Annotated in this window: 15 protein-coding genes; 12 read left to right on the forward strand and 3 right to left on the reverse strand. The window is 62.4% G+C overall.

What is annotated here, in order from left to right; translation table 11 throughout:
- Window positions 1-252 precede the first annotated feature (252 nt).
- The 3 genes from aceE (at window position 253) to lpdA (ending at window position 6,749) form a co-directional block, all read left to right on the forward strand.
- Window positions 253-2,949, forward strand: coding sequence for a pyruvate dehydrogenase (acetyl-transferring), homodimeric type (gene aceE, locus BGRAMDRAFT_RS23080; protein ID WP_006051256.1), 2,697 nt, complete (start codon window positions 253-255; stop codon window positions 2,947-2,949).
- A gap of 95 nt (window positions 2,950-3,044) precedes the next feature.
- The gene (gene aceF / locus BGRAMDRAFT_RS23085; RefSeq protein ID WP_006051257.1) at window positions 3,045-4,706 is read left to right on the forward strand and encodes a dihydrolipoyllysine-residue acetyltransferase; all 1,662 of its coding nucleotides are present in this window, start codon (window positions 3,045-3,047) and stop codon (window positions 4,704-4,706) included.
- 252 nt (window positions 4,707-4,958) lie between these two features.
- On the forward strand, window positions 4,959-6,749 hold the full coding sequence (lpdA, locus tag BGRAMDRAFT_RS23090) for a dihydrolipoyl dehydrogenase (protein ID WP_006051258.1): 1,791 nt from the start codon (window positions 4,959-4,961) through the stop codon (window positions 6,747-6,749).
- Between the two features lie 357 nt (window positions 6,750-7,106).
- On the opposite strand, the gene BGRAMDRAFT_RS23095 is transcribed toward lpdA, so the two are convergent.
- Window positions 7,107-7,679 (reverse strand): phasin family protein, encoded by a 573-nt coding sequence (locus tag BGRAMDRAFT_RS23095; protein WP_006051259.1) that lies wholly within the window; start codon window positions 7,677-7,679, stop codon window positions 7,107-7,109.
- A gap of 769 nt (window positions 7,680-8,448) precedes the next feature.
- On the opposite strand from BGRAMDRAFT_RS23095, the gene pbpG reads away from it, so the two are divergent.
- On the forward strand, window positions 8,449-9,633 hold the full coding sequence (gene pbpG / locus BGRAMDRAFT_RS23100) for a D-alanyl-D-alanine endopeptidase (RefSeq protein ID WP_006051260.1): 1,185 nt from the start codon (window positions 8,449-8,451) through the stop codon (window positions 9,631-9,633).
- A 111-nt stretch (window positions 9,634-9,744) separates the two neighbouring features.
- Here the strand turns inward: pbpG and BGRAMDRAFT_RS23105 are convergent, their stop codons facing one another.
- Complete coding sequence (locus BGRAMDRAFT_RS23105; RefSeq protein WP_006051261.1) at window positions 9,745-10,557, reverse strand: IclR family transcriptional regulator; 813 nt, start codon at window positions 10,555-10,557, stop codon at window positions 9,745-9,747.
- 179 nt (window positions 10,558-10,736) lie between these two features.
- Between BGRAMDRAFT_RS23105 and BGRAMDRAFT_RS23110 the strand changes: the two genes are divergently transcribed.
- Together BGRAMDRAFT_RS23110 and BGRAMDRAFT_RS23115 are read left to right on the forward strand one after the other, a co-directional pair.
- Window positions 10,737-11,459: a (Fe-S)-binding protein gene (locus tag BGRAMDRAFT_RS23110; RefSeq protein WP_006051262.1), complete on the forward strand. Its 723-nt coding sequence runs from the start codon at window positions 10,737-10,739 to the stop codon at window positions 11,457-11,459.
- Window positions 11,460-11,477: 18 nt separating this feature from the next.
- The gene (locus BGRAMDRAFT_RS23115) at window positions 11,478-12,893 is read left to right on the forward strand and encodes a lactate utilization protein B (protein WP_006051263.1); all 1,416 of its coding nucleotides are present in this window, start codon (window positions 11,478-11,480) and stop codon (window positions 12,891-12,893) included.
- A gap of 206 nt (window positions 12,894-13,099) precedes the next feature.
- On the opposite strand, the gene BGRAMDRAFT_RS23120 is transcribed toward BGRAMDRAFT_RS23115, so the two are convergent.
- Complete coding sequence (locus BGRAMDRAFT_RS23120) at window positions 13,100-13,624, reverse strand: hypothetical protein (RefSeq protein ID WP_044021733.1); 525 nt, start codon at window positions 13,622-13,624, stop codon at window positions 13,100-13,102.
- A 269-nt stretch (window positions 13,625-13,893) separates the two neighbouring features.
- On the opposite strand from BGRAMDRAFT_RS23120, the gene BGRAMDRAFT_RS23125 reads away from it, so the two are divergent.
- The 6 genes from BGRAMDRAFT_RS23125 (at window position 13,894) to iscA (ending at window position 17,739) form a co-directional block, all read left to right on the forward strand.
- A complete protein-coding gene (locus tag BGRAMDRAFT_RS23125; protein ID WP_006051265.1) occupies window positions 13,894-14,133 on the forward strand; it encodes a hypothetical protein in 240 nt (79 codons plus the stop codon).
- Window positions 14,134-14,304: 171 nt separating this feature from the next.
- Entirely contained in the window at window positions 14,305-14,802 is a 498-nt protein-coding gene (locus BGRAMDRAFT_RS23130) for a low molecular weight protein-tyrosine-phosphatase (RefSeq protein ID WP_044021756.1), read from the forward strand.
- Between the two features lie 131 nt (window positions 14,803-14,933).
- The gene (gene iscR / locus BGRAMDRAFT_RS23135) at window positions 14,934-15,464 is read left to right on the forward strand and encodes a Fe-S cluster assembly transcriptional regulator IscR (RefSeq protein ID WP_006051269.1); all 531 of its coding nucleotides are present in this window, start codon (window positions 14,934-14,936) and stop codon (window positions 15,462-15,464) included.
- 72 nt (window positions 15,465-15,536) lie between these two features.
- Window positions 15,537-16,760, forward strand: coding sequence for an IscS subfamily cysteine desulfurase (locus tag BGRAMDRAFT_RS23140; protein ID WP_006051270.1), 1,224 nt, complete (start codon window positions 15,537-15,539; stop codon window positions 16,758-16,760).
- 94 nt (window positions 16,761-16,854) lie between these two features.
- A complete protein-coding gene (gene iscU, locus BGRAMDRAFT_RS23145) occupies window positions 16,855-17,271 on the forward strand; it encodes a Fe-S cluster assembly scaffold IscU (protein WP_006051271.1) in 417 nt (138 codons plus the stop codon).
- Between the two features lie 144 nt (window positions 17,272-17,415).
- Window positions 17,416-17,739 carry an iron-sulfur cluster assembly protein IscA gene (gene iscA / locus BGRAMDRAFT_RS23150; protein WP_006051272.1) on the forward strand — a complete coding sequence of 108 codons (324 nt, stop codon included), beginning with the start codon at window positions 17,416-17,418 and terminating at the stop codon, window positions 17,737-17,739.
- The last annotated feature ends 63 nt before the right edge of the window (window positions 17,740-17,802 follow it).

Raw genomic sequence — 17,802 nt, forward strand, 5'->3', positions numbered from 1 at the left:
TAGCTAGCAAATCACGCAAAAAATCACTGAAAGTGCCGTTATTCGGCGCACACTAGCCGACGTATCCGGGGAAAGGCAGTCAAATCAGGTTGCGCTGCAACAATTTTCCGCATTATGAGAGCCGATCTCGTAATTCGAAAATTTTGTTGCGTGGACGTCGGGACCCTTATTACAATCGGCCGAAGCTGCCGCGGCCGTGCTTCGTCCGCGTCGTCTGTTCAAAGAGCGTTCCTCTATATCCAGGAGACGAGCATGTCCGCTGTACCCGACGAAGTCATGAAATATGTCGCCGCTGAAAAAGACGACGATCCCCAGGAAACCGGCGAATGGCTGGAAGCGCTGGATGGCGTGATTTCTGCTGTTGGCCCCGACCGTGCGCACTACCTGATCGAGAAACAGATCGAATTCGCCCGCGTGCATGGCGAACATCTGCCGTTCTCCGCTAACACCCCGTACATCAACACGATTCCCGTCGCGCGCCAGGCGAAGATTCCCGGCGACCAGGACATCGAACACCGCATCCGCTCGTACACGCGCTGGAACGCCATCGCGATGGTGCTGCGCGCGGGCAAGGACACCAACGTCGGCGGCCATATCGCGTCGTTCGCGTCGGCGGCCACGCTGTATGACGTCGGCTTCAACCACTTCTGGCACGCGCCGTCGCCCGAACATGGTGGCGACCTCGTATTCGTGCAGGGTCACTCGTCGCCGGGTGTTTACTCGCGCGCGTTCCTGCTTGGCCGCCTGACCGAGCAGCAGCTCGACAACTTCCGCCAGGAAGTGGGCGGCGAGGGCATCTCGTCATATCCGCATCCGTGGCTGATGCCGGATTTCTGGCAATTCCCGACCGTCTCGATGGGCCTCGGCCCGATCATGGCGATCTATCAGGCGCGCTTCATGAAGTACATGCAGGCGCGCGGCATCGCGAAGACCGACGGCCGCAAGGTCTGGGCTTTCCTCGGCGACGGCGAAACGGACGAGCCGGAATCGCTCGGCGCGATCGGCATGGCCGGCCGCGAGCGGCTCGACAACCTCGTGTTCGTGATCAACTGCAACCTGCAGCGCCTCGACGGTCCGGTGCGCGGCAACGGCAAGATCATCCAGGAACTGGAAAGCGAATTCCGCGGCGCGGGCTGGAACGTCATCAAGGTCGTGTGGGGCAGCCGCTGGGATGCGCTGTTCCAGCGCGACAAGTCGGGCGCGCTGATGCGCCGCATGATGGAAGTCGTCGACGGCGAATATCAGACGTACAAGTCGGAGTCGGGCGCGTTCGTTCGCGAGCACTTCTTCAATACGCCGGAACTGAAGGCGCTGGTCGCCGACTGGTCGGATGAAGACGTGTGGAACCTGAACCGCGGCGGCCACGATCCGCACAAGATCTACGCCGCGTTCCACGAAGCCACGCAGACCAAGGGCCAGCCGACCGTCATCCTCGCGAAGACGATCAAGGGCTACGGCATGGGCGAAGCCGGCCAGGCGATGAACATCACCCACCAGCAGAAGAAGATGCAGGTGGAGCAGCTGAAGAAATTCCGCGACCAGTTCCGTCTGCCGATCTCCGACGAAGACCTCGTCAACGTGCCGTACCTCAAGTTCGAAGAAGGTTCGAAGGAACTCGAGTACATGCGCGCTCGCCGCCAGGAACTCGGCGGCTATCTGCCGGCGCGCCGTCAGAAGGCCGAGTCGCTGCCGGTGCCGGAACTTGCGGCATTCGAGCCGCTCCTGAAGGGCACGGGCGAAGGCCGCGAAATTTCCACGACGATGGCGTTCGTGCGGATTCTCAACATCCTGCTGAAGGACAAGGCGCTCGGCAAACGCATCGTGCCGATCGTCCCGGACGAGTCGCGTACGTTCGGCATGGAAGGTCTGTTCCGTCAGATCGGCATCTGGAATCAGGACGGCCAGAAGTACATTCCGGAAGATTCCGACCAGCTCATGTTCTACCGCGAGTCGGAAACCGGTCAGATCCTGCAGGAAGGCATCAACGAAGCCGGCGGCATGTCCGACTGGATCGCAGCCGCGACGTCGTACTCGACGCACGGCGAGATCATGATCCCGTTCTACATCTTCTACTCGATGTTCGGCTTCCAGCGCATCGGCGATCTGGCATGGGCCGCGGGCGACATGCGCTCGCGCGGCTTCCTGCTGGGCGGCACGGCGGGCCGCACGACGCTGAACGGCGAAGGTCTGCAACACGAAGACGGCCACTCGCTGCTGTGGGCCGCGTCGGTGCCGAACTGCATCAGCTATGACCCGACGTTCGGTTACGAACTCGCGGTCATCATGCAGGACGGCCTGCGCCGCATGGTCGCGGAGCAGGAAGACGTGTACTACTACATCACGGTGATGAACGAGAACTACGAGCACCCGGCGATTCCGCAGGGCGAGCATGTAGCGGCCGACATCATCAAGGGCATGTACGCGTTCCGCAAAGCCGACGCTGACAAGAAAGCGCCGCGTGTTCAACTGATGGGCGCGGGCACGATCTTCAACGAAGTGATCGCCGCCGCCGACCTGCTGAAGAACGACTGGGGCGTCGCCGCCGATCTGTGGAGCGTGCCGAGCTTCACGGAACTCGCTCGCGAAGGTCACGAAGTGCAGCGCTGGAACATGCTGCATCCGACGGAAGAAAAGAAGCTCTCGCACGTCGAGAAGCTGCTGAAGGGCGCGCCTGGTCCGGTCATTGCCTCGACCGATTACGTTCGCGCGCTGACCGAGCAGATTCGCGCGTTCGTGCCGCAGAAGTTCGTCGTGCTGGGCACGGACGGCTATGGCCGTTCGGACACGCGCGAGAAGCTGCGCCACTTCTTCGAAGTCGACCGCTACTGGGTCACGGTTGCCGCGTTGAATGCACTGGCAGACGAGGGCACGATCGAACGCAAGGTCGTCGCCGAGGCGCTCAAGAAGTACAACCTTGATCCCGCCAAACCCAACCCGATGACCGTCTAAGGCATCATTCCCCGTGTGCCACGGCGTGCGCGCCCGCCACTGACCGGTTCCGACCGGCAGCGGCAGTCGCGTGCGCGGCCCAGGAGACACTAACAATGAGTCAAGCGATCGAAGTCAAGGTGCCGGACATCGGCGATTACAAGGACATTCCTGTGATCGAGGTGCTGGTCAAGGCGGGTGATACCGTCGAGAAAGAGCAATCGCTCGTTACGCTGGAGTCCGACAAGGCGACGATGGATGTGCCGAGTTCGGCGGCCGGCGTCGTCAAGGAAGTGAAGGTCAAGGTCGGCGACAACGTGTCGGAAGGTTCGCTGATCGTAGTGCTGGATGGCGCTGAAGGCGGCGCGGCTGCGGCTGCTCCGGCGGCTGCGCCTGCACCCGCACCTGCGGCTACTCCCGCGCCTGCACCGGCTGCGGCTCCGGCCGCTGCACCGGCTGCAAGCGGCGGCGGTCTGCAGGAAGTCAAAGTGCCGGATATCGGCGACTACAAAGACATTCCCGTGATCGAAGTCGCGGTGAAGGTCGGCGATCGCGTCGAGAAAGAGCAGTCGCTGGTCACGCTGGAATCCGACAAGGCGACGATGGACGTGCCGAGTTCCGCGGCCGGCGTCGTCAAGGAAGTGAAGGTCAAGGTCGGCGATACCGTGTCGGAAGGCTCGGTGATCGTCGTCGTGGAAGCCGAAGGCGGCGCTGCGGCGCCCGCGCCGGCTCCTGCGGCCAAGCCGCAAGCCGAGAAGCCGTCGGATGCGCCTGCCGCGCCGTCGCCCGCACCGGCCGCTCCGTCCGCACTCGCACAAGCGCCTTCGATCCCGGCCGGCGAGGGCGGTTCGCGCCGCGCGAGCCACGCTTCGCCGTCGGTGCGCAAGTTCGCGCGCGAACTCGGCGTCGACGTGACGCAGGTTCAGGGCACAGGTCCGAAGGGCCGCATTACGCAAGCCGACGTCACCGCGTTCATCAAGGGCGTGATGACGGGCCAGCGTGCGGCGCCGGCCGGCGCAGCCGCGCCCGCAGCCGGCGGCGGCGAGCTGAATCTGCTGCCGTGGCCGAAGGTCGACTTCTCGAAGTTCGGCCCGTTCGAAGCGAAGCCGCTGTCGCGCATCAAGAAGATTTCGGGCGCGAACCTGCATCGCAACTGGGTCATGATTCCGCACGTCACGAACAACGACGAAGCGGACATCACCGAACTCGAAGCGCTGCGCGTGCAGTTGAACAAGGAAAACGAAAAGGCCGGCGTGAAGATCACGATGCTGGCGTTCGTCATCAAGGCCGTTGTGTCGGCGTTGAAGAAATTCCCGACGTTCAACGCGAGCCTCGACGGCGACAACCTCGTGTTCAAGCAGTACTACCACGTGGGTTTTGCCGCCGATACGCCGAACGGTCTCGTCGTTCCGGTGATTCGCGATGCGGACAAGAAGGGTCTCGTCGAGATCGCGAAGGAAATGACCGATCTTTCCAAGGCCGCGCGTGAAGGCAAGCTCAAGCCGGATCAGATGCAAGGCGGTTGCTTCTCGATTTCGTCGCTGGGCGGGATCGGCGGCACTAACTTCACGCCGATTATCAATGCGCCTGAAGTCGCTATTCTTGGGCTGTCGCGTGGCGCGATGAAGCCGGTGTGGGACGGCAAGCAGTTTGTGCCGCGTCTCATGCTGCCGCTGTCGTTGTCTTATGACCATCGGGTGATCGACGGGGCTGAGGCTGCGCGCTTCAATGCGTATCTTGGGGCGATTCTTGCCGATTTTCGGCGTGTGATTCTTTGATGTGGTGTTGCGCGGGGCGCTGGTTTTTTCTGTGATCTCCGCGTTTTTTGTAGAACCTGTTTTCTTAGTGGTCTATTGGCGCTGCCCCTGTGCGGGGCGGCACCTACTTTTCTTTGTCTTCCAAAGAAAAGTAGGCAAAAGAAAGGCGCGTCCTTCGGCGGACTGCAAAGGGTGATTCTGTTTGGCGCGCTGCCAGTTTTTTGGCCCTGGGGCTGGTTCTTCTCATCACCATCAACAAGACTAGGGGACACTATGAGTCTCGTCGAAGTAAAAGTGCCGGATATCGGTGACTTCAAGGACGTCGATGTCATCGAAGTCAATATCAAACCGGGCGATGCGATCGAAAAAGAACAGTCGCTGCTGACGCTCGAGTCCGATAAGGCATCCATGGAAGTGCCGAGCGATACCGCCGGCATCGTCAAGGAAATCCGTATCAAAGCCGGCGATAAAGTCTCGCAAGGCACCGTCATCGCGCTCGTCGAAACGTCCGGCGAAGCAGCGCCCGCTAAAGAAACACCGAAGGCCGCGGAAAAAGCGCCTGCACCCGCACCGGCTCCCGCCGCCGCGCCGCGCGCCGCTGCGCCGGGCGCCGCCGCGCCCGCGCCGCAAGCGGGCAGCTTCTCGGGCAACGCGGATATCGAGTGCGACATGCTCGTGCTCGGTTCGGGCCCTGGCGGCTATTCGGCTGCATTCCGGTCCGCCGATCTCGGTATGAAGACGGTGCTCGTCGAGCGTTATTCGACGCTCGGCGGCGTGTGCCTGAACGTCGGCTGTATCCCGTCGAAAGCGCTGCTGCACACGGCGCTCGTCATCGACGAAGCCGAAGCGCTCGGCGCGCACGGCATCACGTTTTCCAAACCGCAGATCGATCTGGACAAGCTGCGCGACTTCAAGTCGGGCGTCGTCAAGAAGCTGACCGGCGGTCTCGCCGGCATGGCGAAGATGCGCAAGGTCGAAGTGGTCACGGGCACCGGCGCGTTCGTCGATCCGAACCACATGGAAGTACAAACCGAGGGCGGCAAAAAGGTCGTCCGGTTCAAGCAGGCGATCATCGCCGCGGGCTCTGAAGCGGTGAAGCTGCCGTTCATTCCGGAAGATCCGCGTGTGGTCGATTCGACCGGCGCGCTCGAACTGCGTCAGATTCCGCAGCGCATGCTGGTGATCGGCGGCGGCATCATCGGGCTCGAAATGGCGACGGTCTACGCCACGCTCGGCGCGAAGATCGACGTCGTCGAAATGCTCGACGGTCTGATGGCTGGCGCGGATCGCGATCTGGTCAAGGTCTGGGAAAAGTACAACAGCAAGCGTTTCGCCAACGTCATGCTGAAGACCAAAACCACCGCGGCCGAAGCGAAAGAGGACGGCATCTACGTGTCGTTCGAAGGCGAGAAGGCTCCGGCGGAAGCGCAGCGTTATGACCTCGTGCTGGTCGCGGTCGGACGCTCGCCGAACGGCAAGAAGATCGGCGCGGACAAGGCCGGCGTGGCGGTCACGGATCGCGGCTTTATCGACGTCGACAAACAGATGCGCACCAACGTGCCGCACATCTTCGCGATCGGCGATATCGTCGGTCAGCCGATGCTCGCGCACAAAGCCGTCCACGAAGGACACGTTGCCGCCGAAGCCGCTCACGGCGAGAAGGCGTACTTCGACGCGCTGCAGATTCCGTCGGTGGCTTACACCGATCCCGAAGTGGCGTGGGCCGGCAAGACCGAAGACCAGTTGAAGGCCGAAGGCGTCAAGTACGGCAAGGCGGTGTTCCCGTGGGCCGCATCGGGCCGCGCGATTGCCAACGGCCGCGACGAGGGCTTCACGAAGCTGCTGTTCGACGAGGAAACGCATCGCGTGATCGGCGGCGGTATCGTCGGTCTGAATGCGGGTGACCTGATCAGCGAAGTGTGCCTCGCGATCGAAATGGGCGCGGACGCGGAAGACATCGGCAAGACGATTCATCCGCACCCGACGCTCGGCGAATCGATCGGCATGGCCGCCGAACTGTACGAAGGCGTCTGTACCGATTTGCCGCCGCAGAAAAAGAAGTAATGCGTTTGGCTCATCCGCATGCGTGCGGATGGCGCTCAAAAAGAAACGGCGCGCCCTTTGCGGGGCGCGCCGTTTTTCATCTGAAGCTCAATCGCATTCGAGCCGCGGCCCGAAACGAAGCAACGCCGCGAACGCCGCGCAAAAAAATCCCGGCGCTTCGCCGGGCAAACGATACGTCATTCAACGTATCGGAGCGTTCGGCCAATTGAAACCGTGTGAGCGGCAACGGCACGACGCTGTTGCTTACAGCAACGCCGGCGCAGCGATGAAGCTGGGCCGGCGCAAACGATGCCCGAAGCAAGGCCTCGGGTCAGTCGACCCAGGCTCCGATAGCGAGCCTGGAAGCAGACCGGAAACTTAGACCGGCTTCTTGGCCGAGCGCGAAGCTTGCGCAGCGGCTTGCGATGCAGCCTTCGAAGCGGCCGTGGCGGCTGCGTTGAAGTTGCTTTCCGCGATTTCGACAGCTTGCTTCGTGGCCTTGTGGACCGTTTCGTACGTGGTGTTGGCGGCAGTGATGGCCGACTTGATCACGGCGACAGCGGTTTCCGAACCGGCCGGTGCATTCTTCGCGACGTTTTCGACGAGCGACTGAACCTTGCGGTTCTGCTCTTCGAACTGCGCTTCCGCTACGCGGGCGAACTCGCCTTGCGTTGCCGAAACGATTTCGTACACGTGACGCCCATACGACAGCGCCTTTTCAGCGACCGGCTGCGCGAGGCTCGCTTGCAGTGCCAGCAGTTCCTGCGCGTCTTTCACCGACAGCGCGCGCTGGGCATTTTCCTGGCTTTCCGCGAGCGTGGATTTCACGACTTGCAGGTTCAGTTCGACCAGCTTTTCGACGCCTTCGAATGCCTTGGTGGTGAGGCCGAACAGCGTTTCGAAGTTGGCTTTCTGGGCTGCAGCGAATTGCTCGGGGGTCAGCAAAGTCATGGTTTACGCTCCTGGATCGCGGCCGAACTCTGCGACCGCATTGGGTGGTGGCGAGACGCACAAATTCGTCTGCCCGGACCGCGATGTATTGTGCATCGCAGCAATGAGTTCTATTTTAAGATGGCGCCAAGGAATGTCAAGTGGTTTTTGTGCATTGCACAATCTTAAGAAACCACTTAGGAAACAATAGCTTATGCGCTCTGAATGACAGCCGCATGACGCGGAACGATTGACCGTTCTTGCCGGTGGAAAGTCCGAAAACGGTATTTTGTTCCGGCTCCAACAGCCTCTCCGAGGCGCTTTTGCGTGCGCCGCGGAAAAAACCGTGAGGGGTCTATTTAACAAAAGCTCGGCGCGGATGCGAATTGATGTAAACCATAAACTGTCACGGAACGTTAATCGTTGATGCCGGTCGAACGCGCGTCTGCGATTTGCAGCGGGCATTTAAGACAACGTCCGCTGCGCGTGTTGTCTCGCTGGCGTCCGCAGCGCGAGACCTCGTTGGCCGCGACAGCCGTGTTTCCCCTCATCAAGGTTGTCTCGAAATTGCCGTTATGCTGAAAGGACCACACCCTTTTTCAGGGTGACGGTGGTGGCGAGGCGCGGCGCTCCGATCGTTTTTATCGATCGAAGCGCGGCACTTATTTGCGTTTTTGCGATCGGAGCTTATAAGCTGGTTTAAGGAGCGCAGATAAGTGCTTCAAATTGCTAATTTTTCGTTGTTTTACTACACTTGCGGAACCCTCTCGCCGCTCCCTACAGAACACCCATGAAAACCGACATGTTTTCGTCGCTAAAAGTGATCCACGGCGCGGCGCGCAGCACCGCTTTGTCGGTGGCCGCCTCCATGGTCCTCGCGGCGGCGCTTGGCACGCCCGTGAGCACTTTTGCCGCGACGCCCGCTGCATCCGCAAAAACTTCGAAGCACGCGAAGGCCGGCAAGAAGCCCGCCGCCGCAACCAAGGTCTCCGGCAAAGCTGTAAAAGCCGGCAGCAAAGGCGCGGTCGCAAAGGCCGCCGCCGCTGATGACGACGCGCCGCGCGCGAGCGTCAAGCGCAAGCGCGTGACCTATACGTCGAACGGCCGTCACCACTCGGTGGTGCGGCGCGTTGCCTATGAGCCGCGCCAGCCGACCGTCGGCCAGGCATTCGGCCTGCACGAGACGCCGGACGCACTGATGCTGCGCTCGAGCGTCGCGTACGTGGTCGACCAGAACACCGGCGAGTCGCTCTTCGATAAAAACTCGCGCGCCGTGGTGCCGATCGCGTCCATCACGAAGCTGATGACCGCGATGGTCGTACTGGATTCGAAAGAGCCGATGACCGATCAGCTCGAAGTCACGGACGAAGACCGCGACTACGAAAAGAACACCGGCTCGCGCCTGTCCGTCGGCTCGGTGCTGTCGCGCGAAGACATGCTGCATATCGCGCTGATGGCGTCGGAAAACCGCGCCGCCGCGGCGCTGTCGCGCTACTACCCGGGCGGCCGGCCGGCGTTCCTTGCCGCCATGAACGCGAAGGCGCGGCAACTCGGCATGACCGACACGCACTTCGAGAATCCCACCGGCTTGACGAGCCAGAACGTGTCGAGCGCGCGCGATCTCGTGAAGATGGTCAATGCGGCGTATCAATATCCGCTGATCCGCCGGTTCTCGACGGACCGCAGCTACGAGGTGTACACGGGCAAGCGCACGCTCGCGTACAACAGCACGAATGCGCTCGTGCGTAACCCGACGTGGGAGATCGGTCTGCAAAAGACCGGCTTCATCAACGAAGCGGGCGAGTGCCTCGTGATGCAAGCCAATATTCATGGCCGTCCGATGGTGCTCGTGCTGCTCGACTCGTCGGGCAAGTACTCGCGTTTCGCCGACGCCACGCGGCTGCGTACGTGGCTCGACAACGGCGGCGATCAGGCGCGTATCACGAGCGCGGACGCCGGCGGACCAGGCACCTGAGCGCGCTGTGTTTCTGGGTTTGCGGTCGGTTGAAGAATCGGTCGCCACAATCGAAAAGCCCCGCATTTGCGGGGCTTTTTCGTTGCACGCTGCGATTCGCGGACTCACGACTTATGCATGCGAGCCCGGATGATGCCCATGATCCTGCGAAGCTTGCGGCCGATACCCCAGCGCCTCGGAAATCACAAGCGCCGTCTGGCTGAGCTGACCTAGCCAGGAATCCTGCAGGCGGTCGGCCGGCGCCGAAAGCGACAGACCCGCGACGAGTTTGCCCGTGTCGTCGTAGATGCCCGCGGCGATGCAGCGCACGCCGAGCTCCAGTTCTTCGTTGTCGCGCGCGCACGCTTGCTGGCGCACATGCGACAGTTCGCGCTCGAGCTTGGCTAAGTCGGTGATGCTGTTTTGCGTGTGGCCCGACAGGCCCGTGCGGGTCGCGTAGGCGCGCACGCGCGTCGATTCGTCGGCGGCGAGGAAGAGTTTGCCGACCGACGTCAGATGCAGCGGCGCGCGTCCGCCGATGGCGCGCACGACCTGCATGCCCGAACGCTCGGAATAAGCGCGCTCGATGTACACGATCTCGTCGCCCTGACGCACCGACAGGTTCACGGTCTGGCCCGTCTGCCGATGCAGCTCGCGCATCGGCGTGAGCGCCGCGTCGCGCACGGACAGCCGCGCCTTCACGAGATTGCCGAGTTCGAGCAAGCGCATGCCGAGCCGGTACGTGCCGGGATCGGACCGGTCGACGAGCCGGCACATCACCATGTCGTTCAGGATGCGGTGCGCGGTGGACGGATGCAGTTCCGTGCGGATGGCGAGTTCTTTCAGGCTGACCGGGTCGCTATGCGCGGCGAGTGCGTCGAGCAGGCGCATCATGCGTTCGATCACCTGGATCGAAGTTTTGGGATCCGGGTTCGTGTCGCTCATAAGAAGAATCGGTTGACGCGTCAAACAGCGGAAACTGATTGTATCTCGTATCGTGAAAAAAGCGAACGCACTTGGAAGCGGCCTTCGAATTCGGCGAGGCGTTCGTCCTATGCCTTCCGGGCGTTGGTATTGTGCGCCAAACAGCGGATAATCAGGGACGTTTTCCCGGAGGATGGCTCATGCGAGTCGGATTGTTCGTCACCTGCCTGATCGACCTGATGCGGCCCGAAATCGGTTTTTCGGTGATCAAGCTGCTCGAAGGCGCCGGTTTTGAAGTGGTGGTGCCGCCGGCGCAAACGTGCTGTGGCCAGCCCGCGTACAACTCGGGCGAGCGGCGCATCGCCCGCGACCTCGCCGAGAAAACCTTGCGCGAATTCGAGCAGTTCGACTACGTGGTGGTGCCGTCAGGCTCGTGCGGCGGCATGATCCGCGCGCATTACGGCGACCTGTTCGCCGACGACCCCGAACTGATGAATCGCTTCGGCCGCCTGCGCGCCAGGGTGTTCGAGCTGACCGACTTCCTCGTCAACGTCGCGAAAGTGCGGTTGCAGCCAGGCGAATTCGCCGGACAGGTCACCTATCACGATTCGTGTTCCGGTCTGCGCGAACTCGGCGTCAAGGCGCAGCCGCGCGAACTGCTCGCCCAGGTGGGCGTCGCGGTGACCGAAATGAAGGGCTGCGAGCACTGCTGCGGCTTCGGCGGCACGTTTGCGGTGAAGTACGGCGACATCTCCACGGCGATCGTCGACGAAAAATGCGCGAATATCCGCGACAGCGGCGCGGGCGCGGTGGTGCTCGGCGACCTCGGCTGCATGCTCAATATCGAAGGGCGCCTGAGGCGCACCGGCGATACCGCGACGCGCGTGCTGCACATCGCGCAGGTACTGGCCGGCGACGTGTAACGGGGTAAGGGGACCGCCATGCAAATCCAATCGATGCAATTCAAGGCGCGCGCCGGTCAGAAGCTTGCGGACCAGCGGCTGCAGCAGAACCTGACCAAACTGTCCACCAAGTTCGTCTCCGCGCGCGCCGCGGCGCTGACCGCGATCGACTTTCCCGCCACGCGGGACGCACTGAAGGAGCGCCGCAACCGGGCGCTCGAAAATCTGGACGTGTGGCTCGAGACGTTCGAACGCGAGGCGGCCCGGCGTGGCGTCACGGTGCTCTTTGCCGAGACCACGCAGGAGGCCGCGCGGCTCGTCGGCGAAATTGCACGCCGGCACGATGTGAAGAAGGTGATCAAGACCAAGTCGATGGTCACCGAGGAAATGCGCCTGAACGAAGTGCTCGGACAGATGGGCGTGCAATCCATCGAGACCGATCTCGGCGAATACATTCTGCAGATCAACGACAACGAGCCGCCTAGCCACATCATCGCGCCCGTCGTCCACAAGGATAAGGACGAGATCGCCGACCTGTTCGCCAAAACGCACGGCCGGCCGCGGCTCACCGAAATTCCGGATATGACGCTGGAAGCCCGACAGGTGCTTCGCCCGCACTTCATGAGCGCGGACATGGGTGTGACCGGCGGCAACTTCGTGATCGCGGAAACCGGCTCCGTGGTGCTCGTCACCAATGAGGGCAACGAAGGCATGTGTACGGTGATGCCGCGCGTGCATGTCGCCGTCACCGGCATCGAAAAGGTGCTGCCCACGCTCGAAGACCTCGCGACGGCCATGCGCTTGCTGCCGCGCTCGGCGACGGGCCAGACTACGTCCAACTATTTCTCGGTGCTGACCGGGCCGCGAGGCGAGGGCGATCAGGACGGGCCCGAGCATATGTATGTGGTGCTCGTCGACGGCGGGCGCACGGGGCTGATCGGCGGCGATTTTCAGGAGATGCTCCGCTGCATTCGTTGCGGCGCGTGCATGAATCATTGCCCGGTGTATCAGAAAGTCGGCGGCCATGCCTACGGCTGGGTGTATCCCGGCCCGATGGGTTCTGTGCTGACGCCGAGCTACGTCGGCCTCGATAAGGCGCTCGATCTGCCGCAAGCAGCCACGCTGTGCGGCGAGTGCAATAGCGTATGTCCGGTCGGCATTCCGTTGTCCGATCTGCTGCGCAAACTGCGCGAGAAGCAGGTTGAACGGCGCCTGCGTCCGTGGAAGGAGCGCGCGGGTCTCGCAGTGTGGGGTTTTCTGGCGATGCATCCGGACGCTTACGCGCTCGTCACGAAACTCGCTGTGCGCGTGCTCGAACGCATGGGCGGGCGCAATCGGTCGATTGCGAAGCTGCCTTTGGGCGGCGCCGGCTGGACGAATACGCGGGATATGCCCGCGCCGGTTGGACGCACGTTCCGGGAGTTGTACGCCGCGCAACGCAGTCATATCGGCTGAAGAAGGTTGGGGCGGCGCTCTGCCGTCGCGCGAGTGCTACTGCTACTGCTAGTGAGTTGTGCAACGTGCCGGTAGAAGTTTTCGCGAGAGCCAACCGCTGTTGTGACGGCGCCGGTGCCATACGCCAAGGCTGGCCCGCGTGGCAAGTCGCTTGACACGCCGCGGCGTGCCCGCGGCGTCCCGTTCACCGCCGCTAAAGCGCTGCTCTAATGCGTCGTCATGCCCCGAGCCGGATTGCCTCTCAACACGGGTGCGCCGGCATCGCCGCGACCGCCCGCCTGCGGTGCTGGCGCCGGCGCGGGCGGCGGCGGGGGCGGCGGCGCGACGCCGGGCCGCGGCGCATTCGAGCCGCTCGGACCGCGCGGACCCGCGACCGCTCCCTGCGGAGGCGGTCCGCCGTTGGGCTGGCCGCGAGGTCCACCGTTGGGTTGGCCATGCGGCCCACCGTTTCCGCCCCGATTGCCGTGGTCTCCGTCGTAGTACGGCCGCCCTCGGTATCCGCCGTATCCTGGACCGTAATAGCGCCCCGGACCGCCGTAATAGCCCGGACCGTAATAATTGCTGTAGCCCATGTAGACGTTCGTCTGCGGGACGGGCGCGCCGTACGCGTCGTAGTAGCCGTCATAGGTGCTGTAGCCGTTGCTGTACATCGGCGTGCCGTCCGGATAGACGGCGCAGCCGCCGAGCAGGGCGGCGACGGCGACAGCGGCAAAGGGTGCGAAGCGTTTCATTTCAAGCCCGAGACAGTAGGTTTCGTAGTAATGAGACCGCAATTATGCGCATCCGTGGCGGTAGCTTTGTATGCTTTTGTAAGGACTTATTTTTCGTGCCAGGCGTGAGCCGATCGCGCCTGATCGTGTCCGCATCAAATCACTGTTCCATTTCCGACAACGCTGTATCGCGCCTGAGCCGGTTTTTCCCGATTGGCTATTCCTATAGGATTCGTCATGGGCATAGTAAGCGATGAGCTTACCTACCCCTCCTCTGGAAGAACGACATCATGAAAAAGACAATAGCGGTGTACTGGCCTCTCGCACTGGTCGTCGGATTGGCGGCCGTGGCGTATCTGCACATTTGCGGCGACCTGGCCGCGCGCGGCTCGCAGGCGCCGCTGGCGGCAGACCAACTGACCGCGGAACTGGCGCGGGCGGCGTCCTACGGCATGATCGACGACGCGTCGTCGGCGCCGGTCAAGCCGTTGCGCAACGTGACCGCGCTGCCTCTGGCGCAGGCGTCCTGAACTTGAACTTGAACCTGAGCCCGCGAGCGGCCGAAGCAATGCCGGGCGGCGTCCGCGGCGCGATTTCGTGCGCCTTTGTATAATCGCGGCACCGCGCGGCGGGCGTCGCGTCGCGGCTTGTTTGCCGCCATTCGCACCTCACCGCGCCGAAAAGCGCAAAAGAAGCCTCCGATGAAAACTGTGTCCATCTGCTTTGTCTGCCTCGGGAACATCTGTCGTTCGCCGACCGCGGAAGCCGTGATGCGCCGTCTCGTCGACGAGGCGAGGCTCGGTGGGCGCATTCTGATCGACTCCGCCGGCACGGGAGACTGGCACATCGGCCAGCCGCCGGACGAGCGCGCGCAGCAGGCCGCGCGCGGCCGCGGCTACGATCTCGCGGCACTGCGTGGGCGGCAGATAGCCGACATCGACTTCGACCGCTTCGACCTGCTGATCGCAATGGACGACAAGAACGTCGCCGCGCTGCGCCAGGTGTGTCCGCCGGACCAGCAGGACAAGATTCGCCTGCTGATGGAGTTCGTGCCCGAAAGCGACGCTCGCTGGAGCGGCTCGCGCGAAGTCGTCGATCCGTATTTCGGCGGCGCGGAAGGTTTCGAGCAGGTGCTGGATCAATGCGAGGCGGCTTGCCGCGGGCTCATCGCCGCATTGCGCCCCCAATTGATCGACTAGGTCGCGGCGTCGCTGGGAAAAAGCGCGCGAGCAATTAAGTAATGACCCACATCCCAGGAGGGATACTTGACTAAATCGGTCATGTATTTATACTTGACAAAACTTGTCGAGAATAGCGGTTCCCCATACATATGAGACTCACCACGAAAGGCCGTTTCGCCGTCACGGCGATGATCGACCTGGCATTGCGCCAGGAGCAGGGCCCGGTGACGCTTGCAGGTATCAGCCAGCGCCAGCATATCTCCCTGTCGTACCTCGAGCAGCTGTTTGGCAAGCTGCGTCGTCATGAAATCGTCGAGTCCGTGCGCGGGCCGGGCGGCGGCTACAATCTCGCGCGCCGCGCCGAAGACGTGACGGTGGCCGACATCATCATCGCGGTGGACGAGCCGCTCGACGCCACCCAATGCGGCGGCAAGGGCTCGTGCGAGGGCACGAAGCAGCACGACGGCCATTGCATGACGCATGAGCTGTGGTCCACGCTGAACCAGAAAATGGTCGAGTACCTGGATTCGGTCTCGCTGAAAGATCTGGTCGACCAGCAACGTTCGCGCGAAGGCGCGCCGGCCGTTCTGCGCGACAGGCGCAGTGAGGCGCCGGCGGTCGAGCCGGTTCGCGTGGCGCCCAAAGGTCCTAATTCCGTTTTCAACATGGCCGGTTCGTAAGACGCGGCGCGGCATACCGCAGCGCGATCACGAATTCAGAAGCCAGAGCACACGACGTCCCCGGAGCGATACATGAACAACGAGATTCCCCACCTGCCCATTTACATGGACTACAGCGCCACGACCCCGGTCGATCCGCGCGTGGTGGACAAGATGATTCCGTATCTGCGCGAGCAGTTCGGCAACCCCGCGTCGCGCAGTCATTCGTATGGCTGGACGGCGGAGCGCGCGGTCGAAGAAGCGCGCGAAAACGTCGCCGCGCTCGTCAATGCCGATCCGCGCGAAATCATCTGGACCTCGGGCGCAACCGAGTCGGACAACCTCGCGATCAAGGGCGCCGCGCACTTCTACAAGAGCAAGGGCAAGCACATCATCACGGTGAAGACCGAGCACAAGGCCGTGCTGGACACCTGCCGCGAGCTGGAGCGCGAAGGCTTCGAAGTCACGTATCTGGATGTGCAGGACGACGGTCTGATCGACCTCGAGAAGTTCAAGGCCGCGCTTCGCCCGGACACGATTCTCGTGTCGGTGATGTCGGTGAACAACGAGATCGGCGTGATTCAGGACATCGAGGCAATCGGCGAAATCACCCGTGAAAAAGGCATTATTTTTCACGTGGACGCCGCGCAAGCCACCGGCAAGATCGATATCGATTTGCAAAAGCTGAAGGTCGACCTCATGTCCTTCTCGGCGCACAAGACGTATGGTCCGAAGGGCATCGGCGCGCTGTACGTGCGCCGCAAGCCGCGCGTGCGTATCGAGGCGCAGATGCACGGCGGCGGTCACGAGCGCGGCATGCGTTCGGGCACGCTGGCTACGCATCAGATCGTCGGCATGGGCGAGGCGTTCCGCATCGCGCGCGAGGAAATGGCAACGGAAAACGAGCGCATTCGCATGCTGCGCGACCGGTTGCTGCGTGGGCTGTCGGAGATCGACGAAGTCTATGTGAACGGCGACATGGAAAAGCGTGTGCCGCACAACCTGAACATCAGCTTTAATTTCGTCGAAGGCGAATCGCTGATCATGGCGGTGAAAGACGTGGCGGTGTCGTCGGGTTCGGCGTGCACGTCGGCTTCGCTGGAACCGTCGTATGTCTTGCGCGCGCTTGGCCGTAACGACGAACTCGCGCACAGCTCGATCCGCTTCACGGTGGGCCGCTTCACGACCGAGCAGGACGTGGACTACGTGATCAATCTGCTGAAGACGAAAATTGCGAAGCTGCGCGATCTGTCGCCGCTGTGGGAAATGCACCAGGACGGCATTGATATTTCGACGATTCAGTGGGCAGCGCACTGACGCGCCGGCTAGTCGAAACGATCGCGCAATTTACCGCGCAGTTCACCGCGCAATTTACGAATACGCAGATTGAAACGAATCAAGGAGTGTAATCATGGCTTATAGCGACAAGGTTCTGGACCACTACGAAAACCCGCGCAACGTCGGCTCGTTCTCGAAGGACGACGACGCGGTCGGCACCGGCATGGTCGGCGCACCCGCATGCGGCGACGTGATGAAGCTGCAGATCCGCGTGGGCGCGGACGGCATCATCGAAGACGCGAAGTTCAAGACGTACGGCTGCGGTTCGGCGATCGCGTCGAGCTCGCTCGTCACCGAGTGGGTGAAGGGCAAGACGCTCGATCAGGCTATGTCGATCAAGAACACGCAGATCGCCGAAGAACTCGCGTTGCCGCCGGTGAAAATCCACTGCTCGATTCTCGCGGAAGACGCGATCAAGGCAGCGGTCGCCGACTACAAGCAACGTCACGGCGAAGCAGCAGTAGTGGAAGGCGACCAGCAGCACGCCTGAAGCCACGAGTTCGAAAGCGATCGGGCGAGTTGAAGCGAACGGCGGAAGCGAACGGCGCGGTGGGTTCGCGCCGTCACGCATGAGCGATATTTGATGCAGGCAGGGCAGCGGGGCGTCGGCACGCACCGCGCAATGAGAAACGCTATGGCAATTACGTTGACCGAAAAGGCAGCACAGCACGTGCAGAAGTATCTGATCCGTCGTGGTAAAGGCGTGGGCCTGCGTCTGGGCGTGCGCACCACCGGCTGCTCCGGCTTGGCCTACAAGCTCGAGTATGTGGACGAACTCGCGCCCGAAGACGAGGTATTCGAATGCAACGGCGTGAAGGTCATTGTCGACCCGAAGAGCCTCGCTTATATCGACGGAACCGAGCTCGATTTCGCGCGCGAGGGCCTGAATGAAGGCTTCAAGTTCAACAATCCGAACGTGAAGGACGAGTGCGGTTGCGGCGAGTCGTTCCGCGTATAACCGGAACTTCCGCGTGGAGCGGACCAAAGGCGGCGCGGGCCGCCTTTTTAGTTTGCTTCGCAA

It is taken from the genome of Paraburkholderia graminis C4D1M (genome assembly GCF_000172415.1).
Classification (GTDB): domain Bacteria; phylum Pseudomonadota; class Gammaproteobacteria; order Burkholderiales; family Burkholderiaceae; genus Paraburkholderia; species Paraburkholderia graminis.